General features: G+C 71.4%; 17 protein-coding genes and 1 pseudogene. 8 read left to right on the forward strand and 10 right to left on the reverse strand.

What is annotated here, in order from left to right; translation table 11 throughout:
* Positions 1–187: 187 nt before the first annotated feature.
* From ACWD01_RS05200 to ACWD01_RS05210, 3 genes are all read right to left on the reverse strand, one after another.
* A complete protein-coding gene (locus ACWD01_RS05200; RefSeq protein ID WP_451158218.1) occupies positions 188–913 on the reverse strand; it encodes a PadR family transcriptional regulator in 726 nt (241 codons plus the stop codon).
* Positions 914–997: 84 nt separating this feature from the next.
* On the reverse strand, positions 998–1591 hold the full coding sequence (locus ACWD01_RS05205) for a hypothetical protein (RefSeq protein ID WP_451158220.1): 594 nt from the start codon (positions 1589–1591) through the stop codon (positions 998–1000).
* Between the two features lie 231 nt (positions 1592–1822).
* Positions 1823–3466, reverse strand: coding sequence for a protein kinase domain-containing protein (locus tag ACWD01_RS05210; protein ID WP_451158222.1), 1644 nt, complete (start codon positions 3464–3466; stop codon positions 1823–1825).
* Positions 3467–3836: 370 nt separating this feature from the next.
* On the opposite strand from ACWD01_RS05210, the gene ACWD01_RS05215 reads away from it, so the two are divergent.
* Positions 3837–5390, forward strand: a complete 1554-nt coding sequence (locus tag ACWD01_RS05215) for a protein kinase domain-containing protein (RefSeq protein ID WP_451158224.1) — start codon at positions 3837–3839, stop codon at positions 5388–5390.
* Positions 5391–5429: 39 nt separating this feature from the next.
* Here ACWD01_RS05215 and ACWD01_RS05220 read toward each other — a convergent pair whose 3' ends face one another.
* Both ACWD01_RS05220 and ACWD01_RS05225 read right to left on the reverse strand, forming a co-directional pair.
* Complete coding sequence (locus ACWD01_RS05220; protein WP_451158226.1) at positions 5430–6437, reverse strand: phosphotransferase; 1008 nt, start codon at positions 6435–6437, stop codon at positions 5430–5432.
* Between the two features lie 633 nt (positions 6438–7070).
* Positions 7071–7727, reverse strand: a pseudogene (locus tag ACWD01_RS05225) (response regulator); the annotation flags it as partial.
* 326 nt (positions 7728–8053) lie between these two features.
* On the opposite strand from ACWD01_RS05225, the gene pdhA reads away from it, so the two are divergent.
* From pdhA to ACWD01_RS05250, 5 genes are all read left to right on the forward strand, one after another.
* Entirely contained in the window at positions 8054–9211 is a 1158-nt protein-coding gene (pdhA, locus tag ACWD01_RS05230; protein WP_451158228.1) for a pyruvate dehydrogenase (acetyl-transferring) E1 component subunit alpha, read from the forward strand.
* Between the two features lie 3 nt (positions 9212–9214).
* The gene (locus tag ACWD01_RS05235; RefSeq protein WP_451158230.1) at positions 9215–10195 is read left to right on the forward strand and encodes an alpha-ketoacid dehydrogenase subunit beta; all 981 of its coding nucleotides are present in this window, start codon (positions 9215–9217) and stop codon (positions 10193–10195) included.
* Positions 10196–10209: 14 nt separating this feature from the next.
* Positions 10210–11631: a dihydrolipoamide acetyltransferase family protein gene (locus ACWD01_RS05240; RefSeq protein WP_451158232.1), complete on the forward strand. Its 1422-nt coding sequence runs from the start codon at positions 10210–10212 to the stop codon at positions 11629–11631.
* 246 nt (positions 11632–11877) lie between these two features.
* Positions 11878–12534 carry a GntR family transcriptional regulator gene (locus tag ACWD01_RS05245; RefSeq protein WP_451158234.1) on the forward strand — a complete coding sequence of 219 codons (657 nt, stop codon included), beginning with the start codon at positions 11878–11880 and terminating at the stop codon, positions 12532–12534.
* Positions 12531–13832, forward strand: a complete 1302-nt coding sequence (locus tag ACWD01_RS05250) for an MFS transporter (RefSeq protein ID WP_451158236.1) — start codon at positions 12531–12533, stop codon at positions 13830–13832. Before ACWD01_RS05245 ends, ACWD01_RS05250 begins: the two co-directional genes overlap by 4 nt.
* A gap of 93 nt (positions 13833–13925) precedes the next feature.
* On the opposite strand, the gene ACWD01_RS05255 is transcribed toward ACWD01_RS05250, so the two are convergent.
* Entirely contained in the window at positions 13926–14750 is an 825-nt protein-coding gene (locus tag ACWD01_RS05255) for a maleylpyruvate isomerase family mycothiol-dependent enzyme (RefSeq protein WP_451158237.1), read from the reverse strand.
* A gap of 167 nt (positions 14751–14917) precedes the next feature.
* Between ACWD01_RS05255 and ACWD01_RS05260 the strand changes: the two genes are divergently transcribed.
* Positions 14918–15721, forward strand: a complete 804-nt coding sequence (locus tag ACWD01_RS05260; RefSeq protein ID WP_451158239.1) for a carbon-nitrogen family hydrolase — start codon at positions 14918–14920, stop codon at positions 15719–15721.
* Between the two features lie 80 nt (positions 15722–15801).
* Here ACWD01_RS05260 and ACWD01_RS05265 read toward each other — a convergent pair whose 3' ends face one another.
* Complete coding sequence (locus tag ACWD01_RS05265; RefSeq protein WP_451158241.1) at positions 15802–16296, reverse strand: LURP-one-related/scramblase family protein; 495 nt, start codon at positions 16294–16296, stop codon at positions 15802–15804.
* Between the two features lie 148 nt (positions 16297–16444).
* Here ACWD01_RS05265 and ACWD01_RS05270 point away from each other — a divergent pair, with 148 nt between their 5' ends.
* Complete coding sequence (locus ACWD01_RS05270; protein ID WP_451158243.1) at positions 16445–18256, forward strand: NHL domain-containing thioredoxin family protein; 1812 nt, start codon at positions 16445–16447, stop codon at positions 18254–18256.
* A 16-nt stretch (positions 18257–18272) separates the two neighbouring features.
* On the opposite strand, the gene ACWD01_RS05275 is transcribed toward ACWD01_RS05270, so the two are convergent.
* The 3 genes from ACWD01_RS05275 to ACWD01_RS05285 all read right to left on the reverse strand — a co-directional run bounded on the left by ACWD01_RS05275 (position 18273) and on the right by ACWD01_RS05285 (position 22020).
* Positions 18273–18572, reverse strand: a complete 300-nt coding sequence (locus tag ACWD01_RS05275) for a hypothetical protein (RefSeq protein ID WP_451158245.1) — start codon at positions 18570–18572, stop codon at positions 18273–18275.
* Positions 18573–18688: 116 nt separating this feature from the next.
* A complete protein-coding gene (locus ACWD01_RS05280) occupies positions 18689–19984 on the reverse strand; it encodes a M18 family aminopeptidase (protein WP_451158247.1) in 1296 nt (431 codons plus the stop codon).
* Positions 19985–20193: 209 nt separating this feature from the next.
* Positions 20194–22020, reverse strand: coding sequence for an acyl-CoA dehydrogenase (locus ACWD01_RS05285; protein ID WP_451158386.1), 1827 nt, complete (start codon positions 22018–22020; stop codon positions 20194–20196).
* Positions 22021–22205: the final 185 nt, after the last annotated feature.

Genomic DNA, 22205 nt, shown 5'->3' on the forward strand with positions numbered 1-22205 from the left:
CCGATGCGGTTCGGTGAGCCCCGCCGGCCCGCCAGGCCGGTATGTGCGGGCGGTGTGTGTGGTGGAGCGGCCGGTACGGCGCCGGGGCGCGCAGCCGGAGGGTCGGTGCCGCCGGGTGCCGTACATGGGCGGGGCCGGGGCTCCGGGGCGGGCCTGAGCCCTCCCTTCCGGATCGTGGGCGACGGGCCTAGTCGGCGGGCGCGGGACGCCTGCCGGTGGCCGCGGCCGCCTGAGGGGCCGGCCCGGCCGGCACGGCGGCACCGGCCCCCGATCCGGCACCGGCCCCCGATCCGGCACCGGCCCCCGATCCGGCACCGGCCCCCGATCCGGCACCGGCCCCGGCCCCGGCTCCGCGCCCGGCCGCACCGGCGGCCGAGAGCCTGATGAGCCGGACCTCGCAGTGGTCGAGCCAGCGGGCCTCCGCCTCGGTCTGGAAGATCAGCTGTTCCAGCACGAGCAGCCAGGCGATGTCGTCCCGCTCCTGTGAGCCCCCGCTCTCGATGGCGGCGAGAGCCTGGGCCTTCAGGCGGGTGTAGTCCTGCATCGCGTTCACCGTGTGGTGGCGCTGGGACTGGATGACGGCGCGGATGTCCACCCCGGGCGCGCCGACCGCCATCGCGAGCTTGATGGCCAGTTCGTCACGGGGCGGGCTGCTGCGGTCCACCGGCGTCTCGAACCAGGTGCGGAGCTCGGAGCGGCCGGCGTCCGTGATGACGTAGAGCGCGTGTCCTGCCTCGTCCTCGCCGCTCTGCGCGACCATGCCGTCGCGCTCCAGGCGGCCCAGCGTCGTGTAGACCTGGCCCACGTTCAGGGGCCAGGTGGCACCCGTGCGGGACTCGAACTCCGAGCGGAGCTGAGACCCGTAGCGGGGGCCGTGTTCGAGCAGGGCGAGGAGCCCGTGGCGAATGGACATACTCAGTATGTATACCGAGTATGTCCCTCGCGGCAACCATCGCTGGACGGAGAACCGGCGTCCGTCCTGAGAGGGAGGCGGCGGTCAGCGGCGCCGCAGCCGCACGCCGAGGAAGCCGATGCCGAGACCCATCAGAGCCATCCCGACGCCGAGCGACAGCGGCGAGATCTCCTGGGCGACGGGTACGGGTGTCCCCTGAGGTGCCTGGTGGCGGGCGGCGGCGGGCTCACTCCGGTCCGGCGCCGGTGTCGGCGCGACCCAGGCGTCGCCCGGCTCGTCCGACTCGAGTGCCTCGTCCTCCGGAGGGAGGGTGTCCGCGGAGGGCTCCCCGTCGCGGGTCGGCCTGCCCTCGGCGGACCTGGACGGCGAAGCGGGCCGCGAGGACTTCGCCGCCGTGGCGCTCGCCGACGGCGGTACCGCCGCGGCGGGCGTACGCGAGGGGGTCGCCGACGGGGTGGTGCTCGTGCTCGGCGACGGTGTCACCTGCCGGCCGGGACGCGGGCGCCCCTCACCGGCCTGGCGTCCCGCGAGCGAGGCAGAGGCCGTCGGCTTCGGGGACTTCTCGGGGGCCTTCGGCTCGTCGGCGGCGTACGCGACGGGCGCGGGCGCGAGCAGCAGCAGCAGCGAAGCAACGGTGATCGCGCATCGCGTGTGCAGTCCTGGAGTCTCTGGAGTCACCGGATTGACCCCTCCCCGTGCCGAGGTGCCGCTGCCGACATATCGGACTCAGGGTCACATGGCGGAGTGCCTCCGGCATCCCGGCCCTCGACGCCGCCGGCCCGGACCAGGCCGACGCCCGGCCGCCGGCACCGGCACAACGGCCCCGCCCCGCACAGCACCGCGGCCCGGCACGCAGGTGCGTACCGGGCCGTTCGCGCGGACGGCACCCCTGCGGGCGCCGCGGAGTGCTTACTCCGGATAGCCGCTGGAGACCTCGAGGGTGAAGTTGGCCTTCTCCGGGTCGACCTCCGTGTTGGCGAGCGGGAACTGCGAGATCACCACGCCCTCGCCCCACTGGCCGTTCGCCTTCTCCCGCTCGGTGAACGTCCAGCCCGCGGCTTGCAGGCACGCCTTGACGGAGAGGATGTCCTTGTAGACGAAGTTGGGAGCGTCGACCTTGGAGGGGTCGTTGTAGCTCTCCCGCGCCTCCGAGCACTCGGTGCTCTTCATCGTGCGCTCGCGCTCCGGACCCTTGTAGCCCGCCTTCGCCGACTCGCTCGTCGTCGGGTCGCCGCCGGCCTCCGTGCCCGGGTCCTTGTCCTTGCCGTTCAGCGTGATCGCCGTGATCAGACCGCCGATGGCCAGCACCGCGACCGCGATGGCGCCCACGAGCACCGGCATGTTCCGCTTCCCGCCGCCGTTGCCCCCGGCGGGCGGCTGATGGTGCTGGTGCTGCGAGATCGTGTACGGCGGCGGGGTGCTGGCCGCCGGAGGCTGCGACTGGTACGCCGGGGCCGGCGTCGGGTAGCCGTAGTGCGGGGCAGGTGCGGGCGCCGGCGTGGGCGCCCCGTACGGGCCGGGCTGGTACGGCGTCTGGACGGCGCTCTGCGGTGCCGGGGCCGACTGGTCGAGCGGCGGGAAGACGGCGGAACCGACGCCCGCGCCGCTGGTCGCCGGTGCGCCGGTGATGATCACCGGAGCGCCCGTCTGCCCGGCGCCCGCGACCCGCGCGCACTCGTCGCGCATGGCCGCCGCGCTCGGAAACCGCTCGTTCGGGTTCTTCTTCAGCGCCCGCGCCACCAGTGCGTCCATCGCGGGAGTGACGGAGCGGTTGATGCTGGAGGGCGCGACCGGCTCCTCCTGCACATGCGCGTACGCGATGGCCAGCGGCGAGTCCGCGTCGAACGGCAGTCGGCCGGTCAGCAGCTGGAAGAGCATGATGCCGACCGAGTACAGGTCGGAGCGGGCGTCCACGCCGCGCCCCAGCGCCTGCTCGGGCGACAGGTACTGCGGGGTGCCGACGACCATGCCGGTCTGCGTCATCGAGGTGACGCCCGACTGCATGGCGCGGGCGATGCCGAAGTCCATCACCTTGACGATGCCGCGCTTGGTCATCATCACGTTGCCGGGCTTGATGTCGCGGTGGACCAGGCCCATCTCGTGGCTGGTCTCCAGCGCGGCCAGCACGTCGGCGGTGACCTTGAGCGCCTTGTCGGCGGGCATCGCGCCGTACTGCCGGATGTCCGTGGCCAGTACGGAGCCGAGCGGCTGGCCCTCCACGTACTCCATGACGATGTACGGCATCACGCCGCCGTCCCCCGAGGCGGAGCCGCTGTATGTCACAGCGTCCTCACCCGTGTCGAAGACGGACACGATATTGGTGTGGGAGAGCTTGGCCACGGCCTGCGCCTCGCGCCGGAACCGCTCGCGGAACGACTGCTCGCGCCCCAGCTCCGAATGGAGCGTCTTGATGGCGACCTGGCGGTCGAGCGCCGAGTCGTAAGCCAGATAGACGGAGGCCATTCCGCCTTCGCCGAGCAGATCGCGAAGCTGATACCGGCCGCCCGCCACGGAACCACCCGCATAGCGGCCCTGCGCGCCGTCCTGGCTCATGACTGTGCATCCCCCTCGGCGCGGTGGCCGGATCGACCGGCCCGCGATGGCTTGCTGCTGCGTGGCGATCCTGGCCTCGAGCACCGAGAAACCTGGACCGTGATCCCGTATTACGGGGCAAGTCTGCCGCAGGGGTCCGACACGTCAAGCCAGGGGCCCGTTCCGTGACCGTACGCACAACAAGCGTCTCGGAAGCGTTACAGGAACCGGATGGAATTTGCGCCGCCCGGCGCGGAGAAGGTTTGATGGCCGGTCTCTCTCGGATCCGGCCTGCCGCGCCAAGGCTGTAGCGTGACGTGGCACAGCACCACGAGCAATGGCACCCCCGCAAGCACAGTACGCGCGCGGACAGATACGACGGCGAGGACTGATGGCACCCGAACCCGGAGCAGACGGCAGCGGAGTGCCGGATTCTGCGGACGCCTGGGGTGTCGGCGGACTGGTCGGCGACGGCCGCTACCGCTTGACGCACCGTCTCGGCCGCGGCGGAATGGCGGAGGTGTTCGCGGCGGAGGACGTACGGCTCGGCCGCACCGTCGCCGTCAAGCTCCTGCGCGCCGATCTCGCGGAGGACCCGGTCTCCAAGGCCCGCTTCACGCGGGAGGCCCAGTCGGTCGCCGGCCTCAACCACCATGCGGTGGTGGCGGTCTACGACTCCGGCGAGGACGTCGTGGGCAGCCAGACCGTCCCCTACATCGTGATGGAGCTGGTCGAGGGGCGCACGATCCGCGATCTGCTCCTCAACGCGGAGGCCCCGCCGCCCGAGCAGGCCCTGATCATCGTCTCGGGCGTCCTCGAGGCGCTCGCGTACTCCCACCAGCACGGCATCGTGCACCGCGACATCAAGCCCGCCAACGTCATCATCACCCACTCCGGCGCGGTCAAGGTGATGGACTTCGGCATCGCGCGCGCCCTGCACGGCGCGCAGTCGACGATGACCCAGACCGGCATGGTCATGGGCACGCCGCAGTACCTCTCTCCCGAGCAGGCCCTCGGCAAGGCCGTCGACCACCGCTCCGACCTGTACGCGACCGGCTGCCTGCTGTACGAACTGCTCGCCCTGCGCCCCCCGTTCACCGGTGAGACGCCGCTCTCCGTCGTCTACCAGCACGTGCAGGACATCCCGGTGCCGCCGTCGGACGTCTCGGACGCCGTGCCGCCCGAGCTCGACGGTCTGGTCATGCGCTCCCTCGCGAAGGACCCGGACGACCGGTTCCAGAGCGCCGAGGAGATGCGCGGGCTGATCCAGTACGCGCTGCAGATGCTCCAGCAGCAGGGCAGCCACAACGGCGGCTGGAACACCGGCCCGGTCCATCTGTACGAGGACGGCACCTCGGCGACCAGGGGCATGACCGGCGCGACCGCCGCGCACCCCGGCCACGGCGAGACGTCGCAGGGTCCGATCCTCCCGCCGATGAACCCGAACGACGGGAGCTACAACGGCGGTTACGGCGGCGGACAGCGCGGAAACGGCGGGGGCGGGCGCGGCAAGGTGTGGCTGCTCGCCGCGCTCGCCGTGATCGCGGTCGTCGCCGGCATCGCGTTCGCGCTCGACAAGGCCGGCGACCCCGGCGGCAACAGCCCGGGTGACGGCAAGACGGTCTCCGAGTCGCCGAGCACGACGCCGGAGGAGACCCCGTCGCCGACGGAGCAGGAGACCGAGCAGTCAGAGGACCCGGACACGTCCACCGGCGGCAACCAGTGGCCGACCTGGACCCCGTCGGACCAGCCGTCGTTCACCCCGAGCACGCCGCAGACGCCGTCCGACGAGCCGACGCCGACGGACCCCACCGACGCCCCGACGGATGCCCCGACGGACGACCAGAGCGACGATCCGACGGGCGACCCGACCGGTGGAACCCCGACGGGCGGTCCGACCGGCGAGCCGACGGGCAACTCTGGCGGCGACGACGGCCAGGAGTGACACGGGGCCTCGCCGCGGCCGGCCGAACCGCCGGCCGCGTCACCCCGCGAACGCCTCGCACACCGCCTCGTACTCCTTCGTCCACCAGACCGCCAGGGCCGACACCGCGGGAAACAGCGGGTCGGCCCTTCGGTCGTGCAGCTGGTAGCGCCAGCGCAGTATCCAGAAGTCGTTGAGCCGCTCCCACCACACCCGGTGGACGGCCGCCCGCAGTTCGGCCGTGTCGGCGCCCGTCGCCCGCCGGTAGGCCCGCGCGTACGCCCGGACCTTCATGAGCTCCAGCCGGCCGTTCGGCGTGACGAAGAAGATCACCGCGGCCCGTACCGCCTCCTCCGCCCTCGGCTGGACCCCCAGCCGGTCCCAGTCGACGATCGCGGCCGGTTCGGCGCCCCGATAGAGCAGGTTCAGCGGGTGGAAGTCGCCGTGCACCCAGCCGCCCGCGCCGCCCGGCGGCGGCCTGCGGCCGGCGTGGCGTTCGAGCAGCGCGCGCCGCTGCAACAGGCGGTGCTCCGCGAGGGTGTCGAAGGAGTCACGCGGCCGGGCGGACCGGGTCAGCTCCAGCAGCTCCTCGATGAGGGCGAACGTCTCGTCGGGGTCGGCGCTGCCGTGCTCGGTGCGTTCCTGCGCGCCGGTGTCCATGACCTGGGCCAGGCCGGTGTGGACGAGGCCGAGGAGCGATCCGAGCCGCCGCGACTGGCCCGCGCTGAGCTGGGCGCCGCTGCGGTGGCGGCCCTCGATCCAGGGGTGCAGGGCGTAGCAGTGGCCGCCGATCACGGCGACCGTGGCCCCGTCGCCGTCCGCCAGCGGCGGGGCGACGGGCACGTGGAGGGCCTGCAGCCGCCGGGTCGCCCGGTGCTGGCGGGTGATGGCCTCGTGGTCGCCGTCGAGGTGGTGCTTGAGGAAGTACGCCCCGCGGGTGGTCGAGAGGCGGTAACCGCGATTCAGGAGCCCCTGGGTGACGGGTTTGCAGGAGAGGGGTTCGCCCGGGTTCTCGTAGCGGCGCAGAAGCGCGGTGACGGGCGGAGCGGTATCAGATGAGCGCGGCACCCGCCAGATGTTAGATCACGGAATGTGCCGCTCCGGCTGCTCGCCGGACCGGTCCATCGTGTGCACGGTGACGAAGCGCGGTTCGATGCGCAGATGGGCCGGCCGGAACTCCTGGTCGTCGATCCGACACGGGCACGGCCCGGGACGCTCCAGCTCCTCGTCCGTCGGCCGGGCCGTCTCTGCGGTGCCGGTGAACTGGACCGACCACAGCTCCGCCGCCCCGAGCCGAGGTTGTCCGCGCCGTACGCCACCACGCTGCCGCAGCGTGCCCGCTGGTGGTCGAAGGCCGCGTACGGGCGCAGCAGGACCCGGCCGTCCGTCACGATGTGGCGGGCCGGTGCCAGGAAGGGCATGGCGCGGAGGCTGGCGGCCGGCCGGCCGCACGGGACGCGGTCCAGCGGCTCGACGGTGTGGAGTCCTCGGGGGACATGAATTCCACTCTGCGTGACCGACGACTCCGCCGTGCAGGGTCACCGGCCCCCAACCGCCGGGACCAAGGTTCCGGAACGGGGCGTGACGCCGTTAGCCCGAACGAGTGATGACACGGGCCTCGGCCTGCTGACGGCGCTGGTCAAATCGAGGGACGCGCGAGCACCGTCCCCGGACACCGCCCTCCCCGAGCGCTGAGTTGTTCCGGCGCTCCGCATCCAGCCTCGCCACGAACGCGGCCGCCTGCGCCCGCCGCTCCATGCCCAGCTTGGACAGCAGGCTGGAGACGTAGTCCCTGATGGTCTTCTCGGCGAGGTGGAGCCGTTCCCCGATGGCGCGGTTGGTGAGCCCCTCGCCGATCAGGTCCAGAATCCGGCGCTCCTGGTCGGTGAGGTTCGCGAGTCGGGCGTCGCCGCTCGGCCTGCCGCCGTCCCGCAGCCGCTCCAGCACCCGGGCTGTGGCCACCGGGTCGAGCAGTGACTTTCCGGCCGCGACGTCGCGAACCGCCGTCAGCAGCTCGTTGCCGCGGATCGCCTTCAGCACATATCCGGAGGCCCCGGCCATGATCGCGTCGAAGAGGGCCTCGTCGTCGGCTAAGGACGTGAGCATCAGGCACTTGATGTTCTCGTTGCGCGAACGGACCTCGCGGCAGACCTGGACGCCGCTTCCGTCCGGCAGGCGCACGTCCAGCACGGCGACGTCGGGCTCCGTCGCGGGGATCCTGACCAGGGCGTCTTCTGCGGTGCCGGCCTCGCCGACCACCTCGATACCGGGCTCCGCCGCGAGAAGTTCATGAACGCCACGCCGCACCACTTCATGGTCGTCCAGTAGGAATACCGTGATTTTTCCTGTTTCGTGCACAAAGGGAGTCTCACATATTGAGTCTTCCCGTGCCGGGGGTGGCCGGTATACCGTGCCCGTGTTCCGGCGGCCTGCAGGGCTGTGACCAGTGGTTGTTCCCCTATTTCTCGATTTACTTGGAAATCCAAGCAAAATCGCAGGTCAAATGGGGTTTCGCAGTAATGCTGCCCACTGGGTAACGTGCCTGTGACAGGACGTTCGCCGGGACACCTGTCACGCCCGACCTCCGGCCTTGCCGCACACACCCCGTGCGCGGGCCGGGAAGCGGGCGAGCCGCACTGGTTTCCGGCGGACCCCGGGGGCCGGACCGACGGAGGAGCACGCACGTGACCGTGGAGAGCACTGCTGCCGCGCGTAAACCGCGACGCGCCAGTAAGCGCGCCAGCGCCAGCGCCGCCAAGAAGCCGCAGAGTTCCGAGCCCCAGCTCGTACAGCTGCTGACGCCCGAGGGCGAGCGCGTCCAGCACCCCGAGTACGACATCGACCTGACCGCCGACGAGCTGCGCGCGCTGTACCGGGACATGGTTCTGACCCGCCGCTTCGACGCCGAGGCCACCGCCCTGCAGCGCCAGGGCGAGCTGGGTCTGTGGGCGTCGCTGCTGGGCCAGGAGGCCGCCCAGATCGGCTCCGGCCGCGCCCTGCGCGACGACGACTACGTCTTCCCGACCTACCGCGAGCACGGCGTCGCCTGGTGCCGCGGGGTCGACCCGACGAACCTGCTGGGCATGTTCCGGGGTGTGAACCACGGTGGCTGGGACCCGACCGTCAACAACTTCCACCTGTACACGATCGTCATCGGCTCGCAGACGCTGCACGCCACGGGCTACGCCATGGGCGTCGCCAAGGACGGCGCCGACTCGGCCGTGATCGCGTACTTCGGCGACGGCGCCTCGAGCCAGGGCGATGTCGCGGAGTCGTTCACGTTCTCCGCGGTCTACAACGCCCCGGTCGTGTTCTTCTGCCAGAACAACCAGTGGGCGATCTCCGAGCCGACCGAGCGGCAGACCCGCGTCCCGCTGTACCAGCGCGCGCAGGGCTACGGCTTCCCCGGCGTCCGCGTCGACGGCAACGACGTGCTGGCCTGCCTGGCCGTCACCCGTTCCGCCCTGGAGCGGGCCCGCCGCGGCGAGGGCCCGACGCTCGTCGAGGCCTTCACGTACCGGATGGGCGCGCACACCACCTCCGACGACCCCAGCAAGTACCGGCACGACGACGAGCGGGCGGCCTGGGAGGCCAAGGACCCGATCCTTCGGCTGCGTACCTACCTCGAGGCGGAGGGCCACGCCGACGAGGCGTTCTTCACCTCCCTCGACGAGGAGAGCGACACGCTCGCCAAGCGGGTGCGCGAGGCGGTGCGGGCCATGCCCGACCCCGAGGACATGGCGATGTTCGACCACGTCTACGCGGACGGGCACGCGCTCGTCGACGAGGAGCGCGTGCAGTTCGCTGCGTACCACGCATCGTTCGCCGAGGAGGGCAAGTAAGCCATGGCTGTACAGAAGCTTCCCCTCGCGAAGGCGCTCAACGAGTCGCTCCGCAAGGCCCTCGAGACCGACCCCAAGGTCCTGATCATGGGTGAGGACGTCGGCAAGCTCGGCGGCGTCTTCCGGATCACCGACGGGCTGCAGAAGGACTTCGGCGAGGAGCGGGTCATCGACACCCCGCTCGCCGAGTCCGGCATCGTCGGCACCGCGATCGGCATGGCCCTGCGCGGCTACCGCCCCGTGGTCGAGATCCAGTTCGACGGCTTCGTCTTCCCCGCGTACGACCAGATCGTCACGCAGCTGGCCAAGATGCACGCCCGTGCGCTCGGCAAGATCAAGCTGCCGGTCGTCATCCGCATCCCCTACGGCGGCGGCATCGGCGCGGTCGAGCACCACTCCGAGTCCCCGGAAGCGCTCTTCGCGCACGTCGCCGGACTCAAGGTGGTCTCCCCGTCGAACTCCTCCGACGGATACTGGATGCTCCAGCAGGCCATCCAGAGCGACGACCCGGTGATCTTCTTCGAGCCGAAGCGCCGCTACTGGGACAAGGGCGAGGTCGACACCGAGGCCATCCCCGACCCGCTCCACGTCGCGCGCGTCGCCCAGGCCGGCTCCGACATCACGCTGGCCGCCTACGGTCCGATGGTGAAGGTCTGCCTCGAGGCGGCCGCCGCCGCGGCCGAGGAGGGCAAGTCGGTGGAGGTCCTCGACCTGCGCTCGATGTCCCCGATCGACTTCGACGCCGTCCAGACGTCCGTCGAGAAGACCGGGCGGCTGGTCGTGGTCCACGAGGCCCCCGTCTTCTACGGCTCCGGCGCGGAGATCGCCGCTCGCATCACCGAGCGGTGCTTCTACCACCTGGAGGCCCCGGTGCTGAGGGTCGGCGGCTTCCACGCCCCGTACCCGCCGGCACGGCTCGAGGAGGAGTACCTTCCGGGTCTGGACCGGGTGCTGGACGCCGTCGACCGCTCGCTCGCGTACTGAGGAGTGCCGTGACCATGACGCAAGACACTTCCCTCCGCTTCCGCGAGTTCAAGATGCCCGACGTGGGCGAGGGACTCACCGAGGCCGAGATCCTCAAGTGGTACGTCCAGCCGGGCGACACCGTCACCGACGGCCAGGTCGTGTGCGAGGTGGAGACGGCGAAGGCGGCCGTCGAGCTGCCGATCCCGTACGACGGCGTGGTGCACGAGCTGCGCTTCGCCGAGGGCACCACCGTCGACGTCGGCACCTCGATCATCACGATCGACGTGGCGCCCGGCAGCGACGAGGCGGCGCCCGCGGAGGCCGCGGCCGTCCCCGCCGCGCAGACCGAGGCGTCCCCGGTGGCCGAGGCCGCCGCCGAGGCGGAGGAGGACAAGCCGAAGGGCCGCCAGCCCGTCCTCGTCGGCTACGGCGTCGCCGAGTCCTCCACCAAGCGCAGGCCCCGCAAGCAGGCCGGCGCTCCCGAGCAGACCGAGGCCGCCGCCGCGATCCAGGCGGAGATGAACGGCCACGGCACTCAGGCGGCGCCGCGTCCGCTCGCCAAGCCCCCGGTGCGCAAGCTCGCCAAGGACCTCGGCATCGACCTGGCGACGGTCACCCCGACCGGCCCCGACGGCATCATCACCCGCGAGGACGTCCACGCGGCCGCCGCGCCGGAGCCCGCCCCGGCCGCCGCCACCCCCGAGCCGGCCCCGGCTCCGGTCCAGGCCACCCCCGAGCCCGCCGCGGCAGGCGCGCGCGAGACCCGCGTGCCGATCAAGGGCGTACGGAAGGCGACCGCGTCCGCGATGGTCGGCAGCGCGTTCACCGCGCCGCACGTCACGGAGTTCGTGACGCTCGACGTGACGCGCACCATGAAGCTCGTCGAGGAGCTCAAGGCCGACAAGGACATGGCAGGGCTCCGGGTCAACCCGCTGCTGCTCATCGCCAAGGCCCTGCTGGTCGCGATCAAGCGGAACCCGGAGGTCAACGCGGCCTGGGACGAGGCCAACCAGGAGATCGTGCAGAAGCACTACGTCAACCTGGGCATCGCGGCGGCCACGCCGCGCGGTCTGATCGTCCCGAACATCAAGGACGCGCACGACAAGACCCTGCCGCAGCTCGCCGAGTCCCTGGGCGAGCTGGTCGCCACGGCCCGCGAGGGGAAGACCACCCCGGCGGCGATGCAGGGCGGCACGGTGACCATCACCAACGTCGGCGTCTTCGGCGTCGACACCGGTACGCCGATCCTGAACCCGGGCGAGTCGGCCATCCTCGCGGTCGGTGCGATCAAGCTCCAGCCGTGGGTCCACAAGGGCAAGGTGAAGCCCCGCCAGGTCACCACGCTGGCGCTCTCCTTCGACCACCGCCTGGTCGACGGCGAGCTCGGCTCCAAGGTCCTCGCGGACATCGCGGCGATCCTGGAGAACCCGAAGCGCCTCATCACCTGGGCGTGACGGCCTGAAGTCCTGACGGCCTGAAGTCCCGTTCCACGTGAAACACCCGGCCGGGCCCCTGCCCGGCCGGGTGTTCGCGTCTCCGCCGCCCGGCGACCGTCCCGCCGGGAGGCGTCTCCCCGGCCGGCAGCGCCTGCCGCGGAGACGCGTGCCCGACGCACCTGCCCTGAGCCGGTAGACGCCGAGCCGCGTCCGTATCCCGGACGCGGCTTTCTGGTTGAACGCTGTTGTATCTAAGCTGTGTGCATGTCCGCCGCCGCCACCGTGAAGCAGCCCCCTGCCGCAGAACGCGTCTACACCCACATCAAGCAGGCCGTCCTCGATCGCCGTTACGAGGGCGGGACCCTGCTCACCGAAGGTGAACTGGCCGAAGCCGTGGGGGTGTCCCGCACCCCCGTACGGGAAGCGCTGCTCAAGCTCGAGGTGGAAGGGCTCATCAAGCTCTACCCGAAGAAGGGCGCACTCGTTCTCGCCGTCTCCGCGCAGGAGATCCGGGACGTGGTCGAAACCCGGCTGCTGGTCGAGGAGTTCGCGGTGCGCAAGGCGGTGCCGGCGCCCGCCGCGCTCGTCGTACGCCTGGAGGAGCTGCTGGCCGAGCAGCGGTGTCACGCCGATGCCGGCGACCTCGCCGCCTTCGCCGTCAGCGACCGCTGCTTCCACGCCGAGATCGTCAAGCACGCCGGCAACGAGATCCTCTCCCGGCTCTACGACCAACTCCGCGACCGCCAGCTCCGGATGGGCGTCGCGATGATGCAGGCCCTCCCCGACCGGGTCTCACGCAACTACGAGGAGCACGCCGAGATCCTGGACCGGATCAAGGCGGGCGACGCGGAGGGCGCGGCAGGCTGTGTGCGCGTCCACCTCGGCCGGGTCGAAGTACTCGTCCGGGACGCGGGCCGGTGAGCCCCACCCCGGTCTCCCTGCCCGGCGATCCGCCCGGCGGCCGGCGGGCCGCCGCGGTGTGGGGCATCGGCGTGGCCGTCTACTTCGTCGCGGTCATCTTCCGTACCAGCCTCGGCGTCGCCGGACTCGACGCCGCCGACCGCTTCGGCGTCAACGCCTCCGCCCTGTCCACCTTCTCCATCCTCCAACTGCTGGTCTACGCGGGCATGCAGATACCCGTCGGCCTCATGGTCGACCGGCTGGGCACCAAGAAGGTGCTCACCATCGGCGTGGTCCTCTTCACCGTCGGCCAGCTCGGCTTCGCCCTGTCGCCCTCGTACGGGACGGCGCTCGCGGCCCGCGCGCTCCTCGGCTGCGGCGACGCGATGACCTTCATCAGCGTGCTGCGCCTCGGCTCCCGCTGGTTCCCGGCCCGGCGCGGCCCGCTCATCGGACAGGTCGCCGCGCTCTTCGGCATGGCGGGCAACCTCGTCTCGACCCTCTTCATCGCCCGCATGCTGCACGGCATGGGCTGGACGGCCACCTTCGCGGGCAGCGCGGCCGCCGGAGTGCTGGTGCTGGTGCTGCTCTCGCTCTTCCTCTCCGACCACCCCGAGGGCCACGAACCGCCGCCCGCACGGCACGCGGGACCCGCCTTCGTGCGGAAGCAGATCGCCGCGTCGTGGCGTGAGCCCGGTACCCGGCTCGGCATGTGGGTCCACTTCACGACCCAGTTCCCCGGCATGGTGTTCCTGCTGCTGTGGGGCATGCCGTTCCTGGTCGAGGCACAGGGCATGTCCCGGGAGGGCGCGGGCGGCCTGCTGACGCTGGTGGTGCTCTCCAACATGCTGGTGGGCCTGGTGTACGGGCAGGTCATAGCCCGGCACCATGCGGCACGGGTCCCGCTGGCGCTCGGCACGGTCGGCTCCACCGCGACCCTATGGGCCGTCACCATCGCCTACCCGGGCGGCCCGGCCCCCATGTGGCTGCTCGTCACACTCTGTACGGTGCTCGGCGCGTGCGGGCCGGCGTCGATGATCGGGTTCGACTTCGCCCGCCCGGCCAACCCGCCGGAACGGCAGGGGACGGCGTCCGGAATCGTCAACATGGGCGGTTTCATCGCCTCGATGACAACGTTGCTCGCGGTGGGACTTCTGCTGGACGCGACCGGCGGCGACTACCGGATCGCCTTCTCGTCGGTCTTCGTGCTGGAGGCGCTCGGCGTCGCCCAGATCCTGCGGCTGCGCGGGCGCACCGCGCGGCGCGAGCGCGAACGCCTGGTGGCCAGCCGGGTCGAGGCGGTGCACGTCCCGGCGTGACGGCCGCCGGCACGGGTGAGGGCGTACGGGGCGTGACGGATGCGCCCCCGGGACTCAGGCGCTCCGGGAGCCGCCGTCACGCCCCGTACGTGGCTACGGCGTGACGGCGAACGCGCGCAGGATGGCCTCCGCCAGCTCCGTGTCCCCGTCGACCTTGATCCGGTCGGGCACCGCGGTGGCCCGGACGCGTCCGCAGGCCAGCCGGTAGTACGTCTCCCAGTCCATGCCGATGGTCGCCTGCGGGCCCAGCGACGGGGAGCCGTCGATCGAGCCGCGGCCGTCGGAGTCCACCCGCACGGTCCGCAGGAACTCGACCGGCCCGTGCACGTCGAAGACGACGGCCGAATTCGCGGGCGCGCCCGCCTCCTTGGCGACGACCTTGGGCAGGCCCTGGAGCAGGACGTCGCGGGCGATGTAGGCGCCCGGGGAGTCGAGGTTGCCCGGCTTGTTCAACGCGGACCGCAGGTCCTGTTCGTGCACCCACGTGTCGAAAGCGCGCATCCGGTAGGCGAGTTCGAGCGGCTGCTCGGCGCCGAGCGGTGCGCGGACCTTGGTCTCCGGGCTGCGGTTCTCGTTCCGCAGCTGCCGCGCCCGGCGGATCATCGTGTACTCGAGCTCGGAGGTCATCTCCGGCGCCGTGTGGTGTCGGCGCACATCGACCTGCATCTCCATGTAGCGGGCGAACTCACTCTGCACATGGTAGAGATCGCGCGGCAGCGAGTGGATCGGCCGCGGGTCCCCGAGCATCTCGCACTCCATGCCGATGACGTGCGAGACGATGTCCCGCACCGACCAGCCCGGGCACGGCGTGGCGCGGTTCCACTCGCCCTCGACGAGCGGCCCGACCAGCTCGGCTATCGCTTCGACGGCGTGGGTCCAGGCATCGGCGTAGTTCTGGAGGTTGGGATGGACGGTCACGGGACCCCTCGGCGGTCGTACGCGGACAAACTGGACTGGCAGCGCTGTGGGGGTCCGGGGGTGGCCCCCGGATGAGCACAGTACGCTGCCCGAAGGCACCCCGGCAGTGCTTTCGTGTGACGATCGTAGGCCCGTGTTGACGGCTCGAATGCCAGGACGGTGGTAGTGTGCGCGCCTCCCTCATCCAGATCGCGGTAGAAACGGACGAATCGGTCGATTCCCGTAGGCGGCGCGTGGCCGCGCTGGTGCGGGAACAGGCGGACGCCGAACTGGTGGTCCTGCCGGAGCTGTGGCCCGTCGGAGCCTTCGCCTACCAGCAGTTCGAGCAGGAGGCCGAGTCACCCGCCGGCCCCACCTACGAGGCCATGGCCGGGGCCGCGCGCGACGCGGGCGTCTGGCTGCACGCCGGCTCCGTCGTCGAGAAGGCCGCCGACGGCACGCTCTACAACACGGCCCTCGTCATCTCCCCCGCGGGAGAGCTCGCCGCCTCGTACCGCAAGATCCACCGGTTCGGCTTCGACAAGGGCGAGGCCGTGATGATGGGCGCGGGCGAGGAACTGGTGACCGTGTCCGTCGCCGCAGGGCTCACGCTCGGCCTGGCCACCTGCTACGACCTGCGCTTCCCCGAACTGTTCCGCGGCCTGACCGACGCGGGCGCCCAGGCGCTCGTGGTCCCCGCGGGCTGGCCCGCCCGCCGCCGGGACCACTGGACCCTGCTGGCCCGCGCCCGCGCCGTCGAGAACCAGGCGTACGTCCTCGCCTGCGGCACCGCAGGCACCCACGCGGGCGTCGAGCAGGCCGGCCACAGCATCGTGGTCGACCCGTGGGGCGAGGTCCTGGCGGAGGCGGGACCGGACGAGGAAGTGATCACGGTCGATCTCGACCCGGCGAAGGTGGAGAAGACGCGCGAGGTCTTCCCGGCCCTCAAGGACCGCCGCCTGGGCCTGCCGGCCCCTGCCACCCTGCGCTGACCCCGGCCCCTGCCACCCTGCGCTGACCCCGGCCCCTGCCACCCTGCGCTGACCCCGGCCGGACCGGTCCGCCGTCCCTTTCAGCCGTCCTCGCGCTCCTTCTCCGCCATCCGGATCACGCACACGGCCACCGCGATCATCAGCGCCGCGTCCGCGTCCTCCCGTACGACGTCCACCCCGTACGTCTCCCGCAGGGTCAGCCACCGCCGGGAGATGTGCGCCAGCAGCTCCCCCTCGTACTCCACCGCGAACTCCCGGTCGAGGATCCGCCCGCTGACGTCCAGCTCCGTCCCCTCGACGAGCGCCACCCGGTAGTGGTTGCGCAGCAGAGACAGCCGCTTCCGGCGGACCGTGGCGAGCGGCTCTCCGTCCCGCTCGATCGTCATCGCGTCCCGGAGGCTGAACATCTTCTGCCGCAGCGTGATCAGCACCCGCCCGTCCGGATCCTTGATCTCGAGCGTGTCCCGCAGCCGCATCGCCTTCCCGTCGACGAGGAAGGCGTGCCGCCCGTGCTCGTCGTCGATCCAGTAGTCGTCGCCGATCGCGAAGATCTTGTCCCGCACCAGATATTTCATGACGGATGCGTACCCCGGCGGGCGCCGCCGGACGGTGTCATCGCCCCACGGGCACGCGTTCGGGCCCGGTACTGGGGTGTCAGCCTTCCTGTAGGCCCCGCCCCATGCCTGTGATCCGGCATTCGGACCAGGATGGCAAGCTTGAAGCATGAACGATGCCGCCCCGGCGCCCACCCCCGCGCCCGCGCCCCGACGTGCCCGTGTCCGCGCTCCCGAGCTGGTCGGCAAGGGCGGATGGATCAACACCGGTGACAAGGACCTCAGCCTGGTGGACCTCCGTGGCCGGACCGTAATTGTTGATTTTTGGACATTTTGTTGTATCAACTGCCTGCATGTGCTCGACGAGCTGCGCGAGCTCGAGGAGAAGCACCGCGACACCGTGGTGATCATCGGCGTGCACTCGCCGAAGTTCGTGCACGAGGCCGATCACCAGGCGGTCGTCGACGCCGTCGAGCGGTACCAGGTGCATCACCCCGTCCTCGACGACCCCGAGCTCGCCACCTGGAAGCAGTACGCGGTACGGGCATGGCCCACGCTGGTCGTCATCGACCCCGAGGGGTACGTCGTCGCCCAGCACGCCGGCGAGGGGCATGCCCACGCCATCGCGAAGCTCGTCGAGGAGCTGGAGGCCGAGCACGCGGCCAAGGGGACGCTGCGGCGCGGTGACGGGCCGTACGTCGCGCCCGAGCCGGTCGCCACCGATCTGCGCTTCCCCGGCAAGGCGCTCCGGCTGCCCTCCGGGAACCTTCTCGTCTCCGACACCACCCGGCATCAGCTGGTCGAGCTGGCGGCGGACGGCGAGAGCGTCGTGCGGCGCGTCGGCGACGGGGAGTTCAACGAGCCGCAGGGCCTCGCCCTGCTGCCCGACGGCCGCGTCGCCGTGGCCGACACCGTGAATCACTCCATCCGCGCCTACGACCCGGAGACCGGCGCCATCGAGCTGCTCGCCGGGACCGGGAAGCAGTGGTGGCAGGGGTCGCCCACCGCCGGGCCCGCGACCGAGGTGGCGCTCTCGTCGCCGTGGGACGTGGCCTGGTGGGGCGACCGGCTGTGGATCGCGATGGCGGGCGTGCACCAGCTGTGGACGTACGACCCCGCGGCGGGGACCGTGCAGGTCGCGGCCGGCACCACCAACGAGGGGCTGGTCGACGGCCCGGCGGCCGAGGCGTGGTTCGCGCAGCCGTCCGGGCTCGCGGCGACCGAGGACCGGCTGTGGATCGCCGACTCGGAGACGTCGGCGCTGCGCTGGATCGACCGCGAACTGGTCGTCCACACCGCAGTCGGCACCGGGCTCTTCGACTTCGGCCACCGCGACGGCGCCGCCGAGCAGGCCCTGCTCCAGCATCCGCTGGGGGTGACCGCGCTGCCCGACGGGTCCGTCGCGGTCAGCGACACGTACAACCACGCGCTGCGCCGTTTCGACCCGGCGACCGGCGAGGTGACGACGCTCGCCACCGATCTGCGGGAGCCGAGCGACGCGGTGCTCGACGGCGAGGAGATCGTCGTCGTGGAGTCGGCGCGGCACCGGCTGACCCGGCTGCGGCTGCCCGAGGAGGCGGTGCGCGTCGAGGCCGTCGCCCACCGCACGCAGCGCGCCGCCACCGATGTGGCGCCGGGGAAGCTCCGCGTGGACGTGGTCTTCGAGGCCCCCGCCGGCCAGAAGCTCGACACCCGCTACGGCCCCTCGACCCGGCTGCTGGTCTCCGCCACGCCGCCCGAGCTCCTGCTCGCGGGCGACGGTGCGGGGACGGACCTGTCCCGTGAGCTGGAGATCGACGCGGCGGTCGGGGAGGGCGTGCTGCACGTCTCCGCGATGGCGGCTTCCTGCGACGACGACCCGGACAACGAGTATCCGGCCTGCCATGTCCACCAGCAGGACTGGGGCGTGCCGGTACGGGTCGCAGAGGACGGCGCGTCCCGGCTGCCGCTAGTGCTGGCGGGGATGGACCGGGCGCAGTAGGCGGGTGCCGGGGCGGTCAGCGGGCGTTGGCCGCCTCGGCAAGGCCCTTCATCAGGTCTTCCTTGTTCATGCAGGGCTGGAGCTCGACGTGTGCGCCGAGTTCGTGGAAGAGCGGTTCGAGGAAGACCGGCATCTGGGCGCTGTCCTGCATGTCGAAGACGATGACGCAGGCGCGGCAGCCGTCGTGCGGGCTGAAGTAGGCGGCCTCCGGCTGCATCCGCTCCAGGATCCGGCCCCAGAGCTGCTGGACCTTTCCCGTGTCCGTCGCCTCGTTAGCCTTGCTCGTGTCCATGACGGCCCGCAGCATCATTCTCATGGAGGTCGCTCCGTTCGTGTCGTGCCGGGTGGCCCCCCTCACGGACACAGCGTCGACCGCGCCCGGGGCGGCGGCAACATTTCCTGGGCCGCCCCGGCCGGGCAGGACCGCGGCGCTCAGCCCTCGAGGAACGCCACCAGCGCGTTCGCCAGCAGGTACGGGTCGTCGGCGCCGCAGAGTTCGCGGGCGCTGTGCATCGACAGGATCGCGACGCCGATGTCGACGGTGTGGATGCCGTGGCGGGCCGCGGTGATCGGGCCGATGGTGGTGCCGCAGGGCATCGCGTTGTTCGACACGAAGGTCTGCCACGGCACGCCGGCCTTCTCGCAGGCGGCGGCGAAGTGCGCCCTGCCCTGGCCGTCGGTGGCGTACCGCTGGTTGACGTTGACCTTGAGGATGGGGCCGCCGTTGGCGCGCGGGTGGTGGGTCGGGTCGTGCCGCTCGCTGTAGTTGGGGTGCACGGCGTGGCCGGTGTCCGAGGAGAGGCAGACGGTGCCGGCGAAGGCGCGGGCCCGGTCCTCGTAGCTGCCGGCGCGGGCGAACACCGAGCGCTCCAGCACGGAGCCGAGCAGCGGGCCGTCGGCGCCGGTGTCCGACTGGGAGCCGTTCTCCTCGTGGTCGAAGGCGGCGAGCACGGGGATGTACGGCAGGTCGGCGGCCGCGGAGACCGCCGCCAGCGCGGCCGTTGCGGCGTGCACGGAGATGAGGTTGTCCATCCGGGGGCCGGCGACCAGCTCCCGGTCGCGTCCCAGATAGGCGGGCGGCTCGATCGAGTGGGGCATCAGGTCCCAGCCGCTGACCTCGCCCTCCGCGAGCCCGGCCTCCTGCTCGAGGAAGCGGATCAGGTCGCCCTCCTCGACGTCGCCGAGCCCCCAGACGGGCTGCATGTGGCGCTGCCGGTCGAGCTTGAGGCCGTCGGTGTTGACGGAGCGGTCGAGGTGCACGGCGAGCTGCGGTACGCGCAGCAGCGCCCGGTCGACGTTGACCAGCCGGTGGGTGCCGTCGCGCAGGGTGAGCCGGCCGGCGATGCCGAGGTCGCGGTCGAGCCAGGTGTTGAGGAGGGTTCCGCCGTAGACCTCGACGGCGATCTGCCGCCAGCCGTGGGCGCCGGTGTCGGGCAGGGGCTTGACGCGCAGGTTCGGCGAGTCGGTGTGCGCGCCGACGATGCGGAAGGGGGTGTGCGCCGAGGCGCCCTCCGGCACGTACCAGGCGATGAGCGCGCCGCCGCGCCGCACGTACTTGCCGCCGGTGGCGGAGTCCCAGGCGTCGGTCTCCAGGACTTCCCGGAAGCCGGCCTTCTCGAGCCGCTCGGCGGCTGCGGCGACTGCGTGGTACGGCGTGGGTGCGGCCGTGAGGAAGGCCATGAGGTCATCGGTGTGGCCGCGATCGAAGCGGGCAGGTTCGCTGCTCATGAAGTTCACCTTAACGAGGGTCACCGCCGTGCCGTATGCCGGTTCGGGGAGCCGGTTGTGACGGTCCGCCGCCGTCGCTGCAGGCGGTCGAGCGCGGTCGCTCCCGTGGAGGGGAGTCTCGGCAGGTACGCCAGGCTGCCGGGCGCGAACGACGATGCCGCCGCCCGAACGAGTCGGGCGGCGGCACAGTCCGTGACAGGCGGGACGGGCTAGAACGCGGCCTCGTCCAGGTCCATCAGGGAACCGTCGACCGTCTCGGCGAGCGCGCGCTCGACGGAGACGCCCGGCAGGACGTTGGCGGCGAAGAACTTCGCGGCCGCGATCTTGCCCTGGTAGAACGGCACGTCCTTCGCGGAGGCGGTCTCCAGCTTCTCGGCGGCGACGGCCGCGCCGCGCAGCAGCAGGTAGGCGACGACCACGTCACCGGAGGCCATCAGCAGGCGGGTGGTGTTGAGGCCCACCTTGTAGATGTTCTTGACGTCGTCGCCGGTGGCGATGAGGTCGTTCGTCATGGTGCCGACGATCGCCTCGAGGTCCACGGCGGCCTTGGCGAGCGCGTCGCGGGCGCCGGCCAGCTCCTCGCCGCCGGTGCCGACCGCGAGGAACTTCTTGATCTCCTCGGAGAGGGTGTTCAACGCCTGGCCCTGGTCGCGGACGATCTTCCGGAAGAAGTAGTCCTGGCCCTGGATGGCGGTGGTGCCCTCGTAGAGGGTGTCGATCTTGGCGTCGCGGATGTACTGCTCGACCGGGTACTCCTGCAGGTAGCCGGAGCCGCCGAAGGTCTGGAGCGACTGGGCGAGCTGCTCGTACGAGCGCTCGGAGCCGTAGCCCTTGACGATGGGGAGCAGCAGGTCGTTCAGCGCGACCAGCGCCTTGGCGTCCTCGCCCGCGGCTTCCTTGACGGCGATCTCGTCCTGGATGGAGGCGGTGTACAGCACCAGGGCGCGCATGCCCTCGGCGTACGCCTTCTGCGTCATCAGGGAGCGGCGCACGTCGGGGTGGTGCGTGATGGTGACCTTGGGGGCGGTCTTGTCCGCGAAGTTCTTCAGGTCGGGGCCCTGGACGCGCTCCTTGGCGTACTCCAGCGCGTTCAGGTAGCCCGAGGAGAGCGTGGCGATGGCCTTCGTGCCGACCATCATCCGCGCGAACTCGATGATCATGAACATCTGGCGGATGCCGTCGTGCTTGTCGCCGATCAGCCAGCCCTTGGCGGGGTGCTGGTCGCCGAAGGTCATCTCGCAGGTGTTGGAGGCCTTGAGGCCCATCTTGTGCTCGACGTTCGTCGCGTAGACGCCGTTGCGCTCGCCCAGCTCGCCGGTCTCCCAGTCGAAGTGGTACTTGGGCACGAGGAAGAGGGAGAGGCCCTTGGTGCCGGGGCCGTGGCCCTCGGGGCGCGCCAGCACGTAGTGGAGGATGTTCTCCTCCATGTCGTGCTCACCGGACGTGATGAAGCGCTTGACGCCCTCGATGTGCCAGGAGCCGTCGTCCTGCTGGATCGCCTTGGTGCGGCCGGCGCCGACGTCCGAGCCGGCGTCCGGCTCGGTGAGGACCATGGTGGAGCCCCAGCGCTTCTCGACGGCTATCTCGGCGATCTTCTTCTGCGCCTCGTTGCCCTCGTCGAAGAGGACGCCGGCGAAGGCGGGGCCGGAGGAGTACATCCACACGGCCGGGTTCGAGCCGAGCAGCAGCTCCGCGTAGGACCAGATCAGGGAGCGGGGCGAGGTGGTGCCGCCGATCTCCTCGGGCAGGCCCAGGCGCCAGTACTCGGAGTCCATGAAGGCCTTGTAGCTCTTCTTGAAGCTCTCGGGGACCGGGGCGGTGTTGGTCGCGGGGTCGAACACCGGCGGGTTGCGGTCGGCGTCGGCGAACGATTCGGCCAGCTCGTTCTCCGCGAGGCGGGCGATCTCCTCGAGGATCGACTTGGCGGTGTCGACGTCCATCTCCGCGAACGGGCCGGTGCCGTACAGCTTGTCGCGCCCGAGGACCTCGAAGAGGTTGAACTCGATGTCGCGGAGATTCGACTTGTAGTGCCCCATGGCGACGGCTCCGTAAAGATCGGAAGTTGGATTGCTCATCCACGTACCAGCAAGTAGCTCCGATGATGCTACCCGTCGGTAATAAGATGCAACCCTGACCGGGCATCTGTGACAAGACTCGCGCGGCCCGCGCGTCCGGCGAGGCCCTTGGCCGAACGTGCGGCCACGATACGGGCGGTGGCCCC

It is taken from the genome of Streptomyces sp. NPDC002835 (assembly GCF_053591995.1).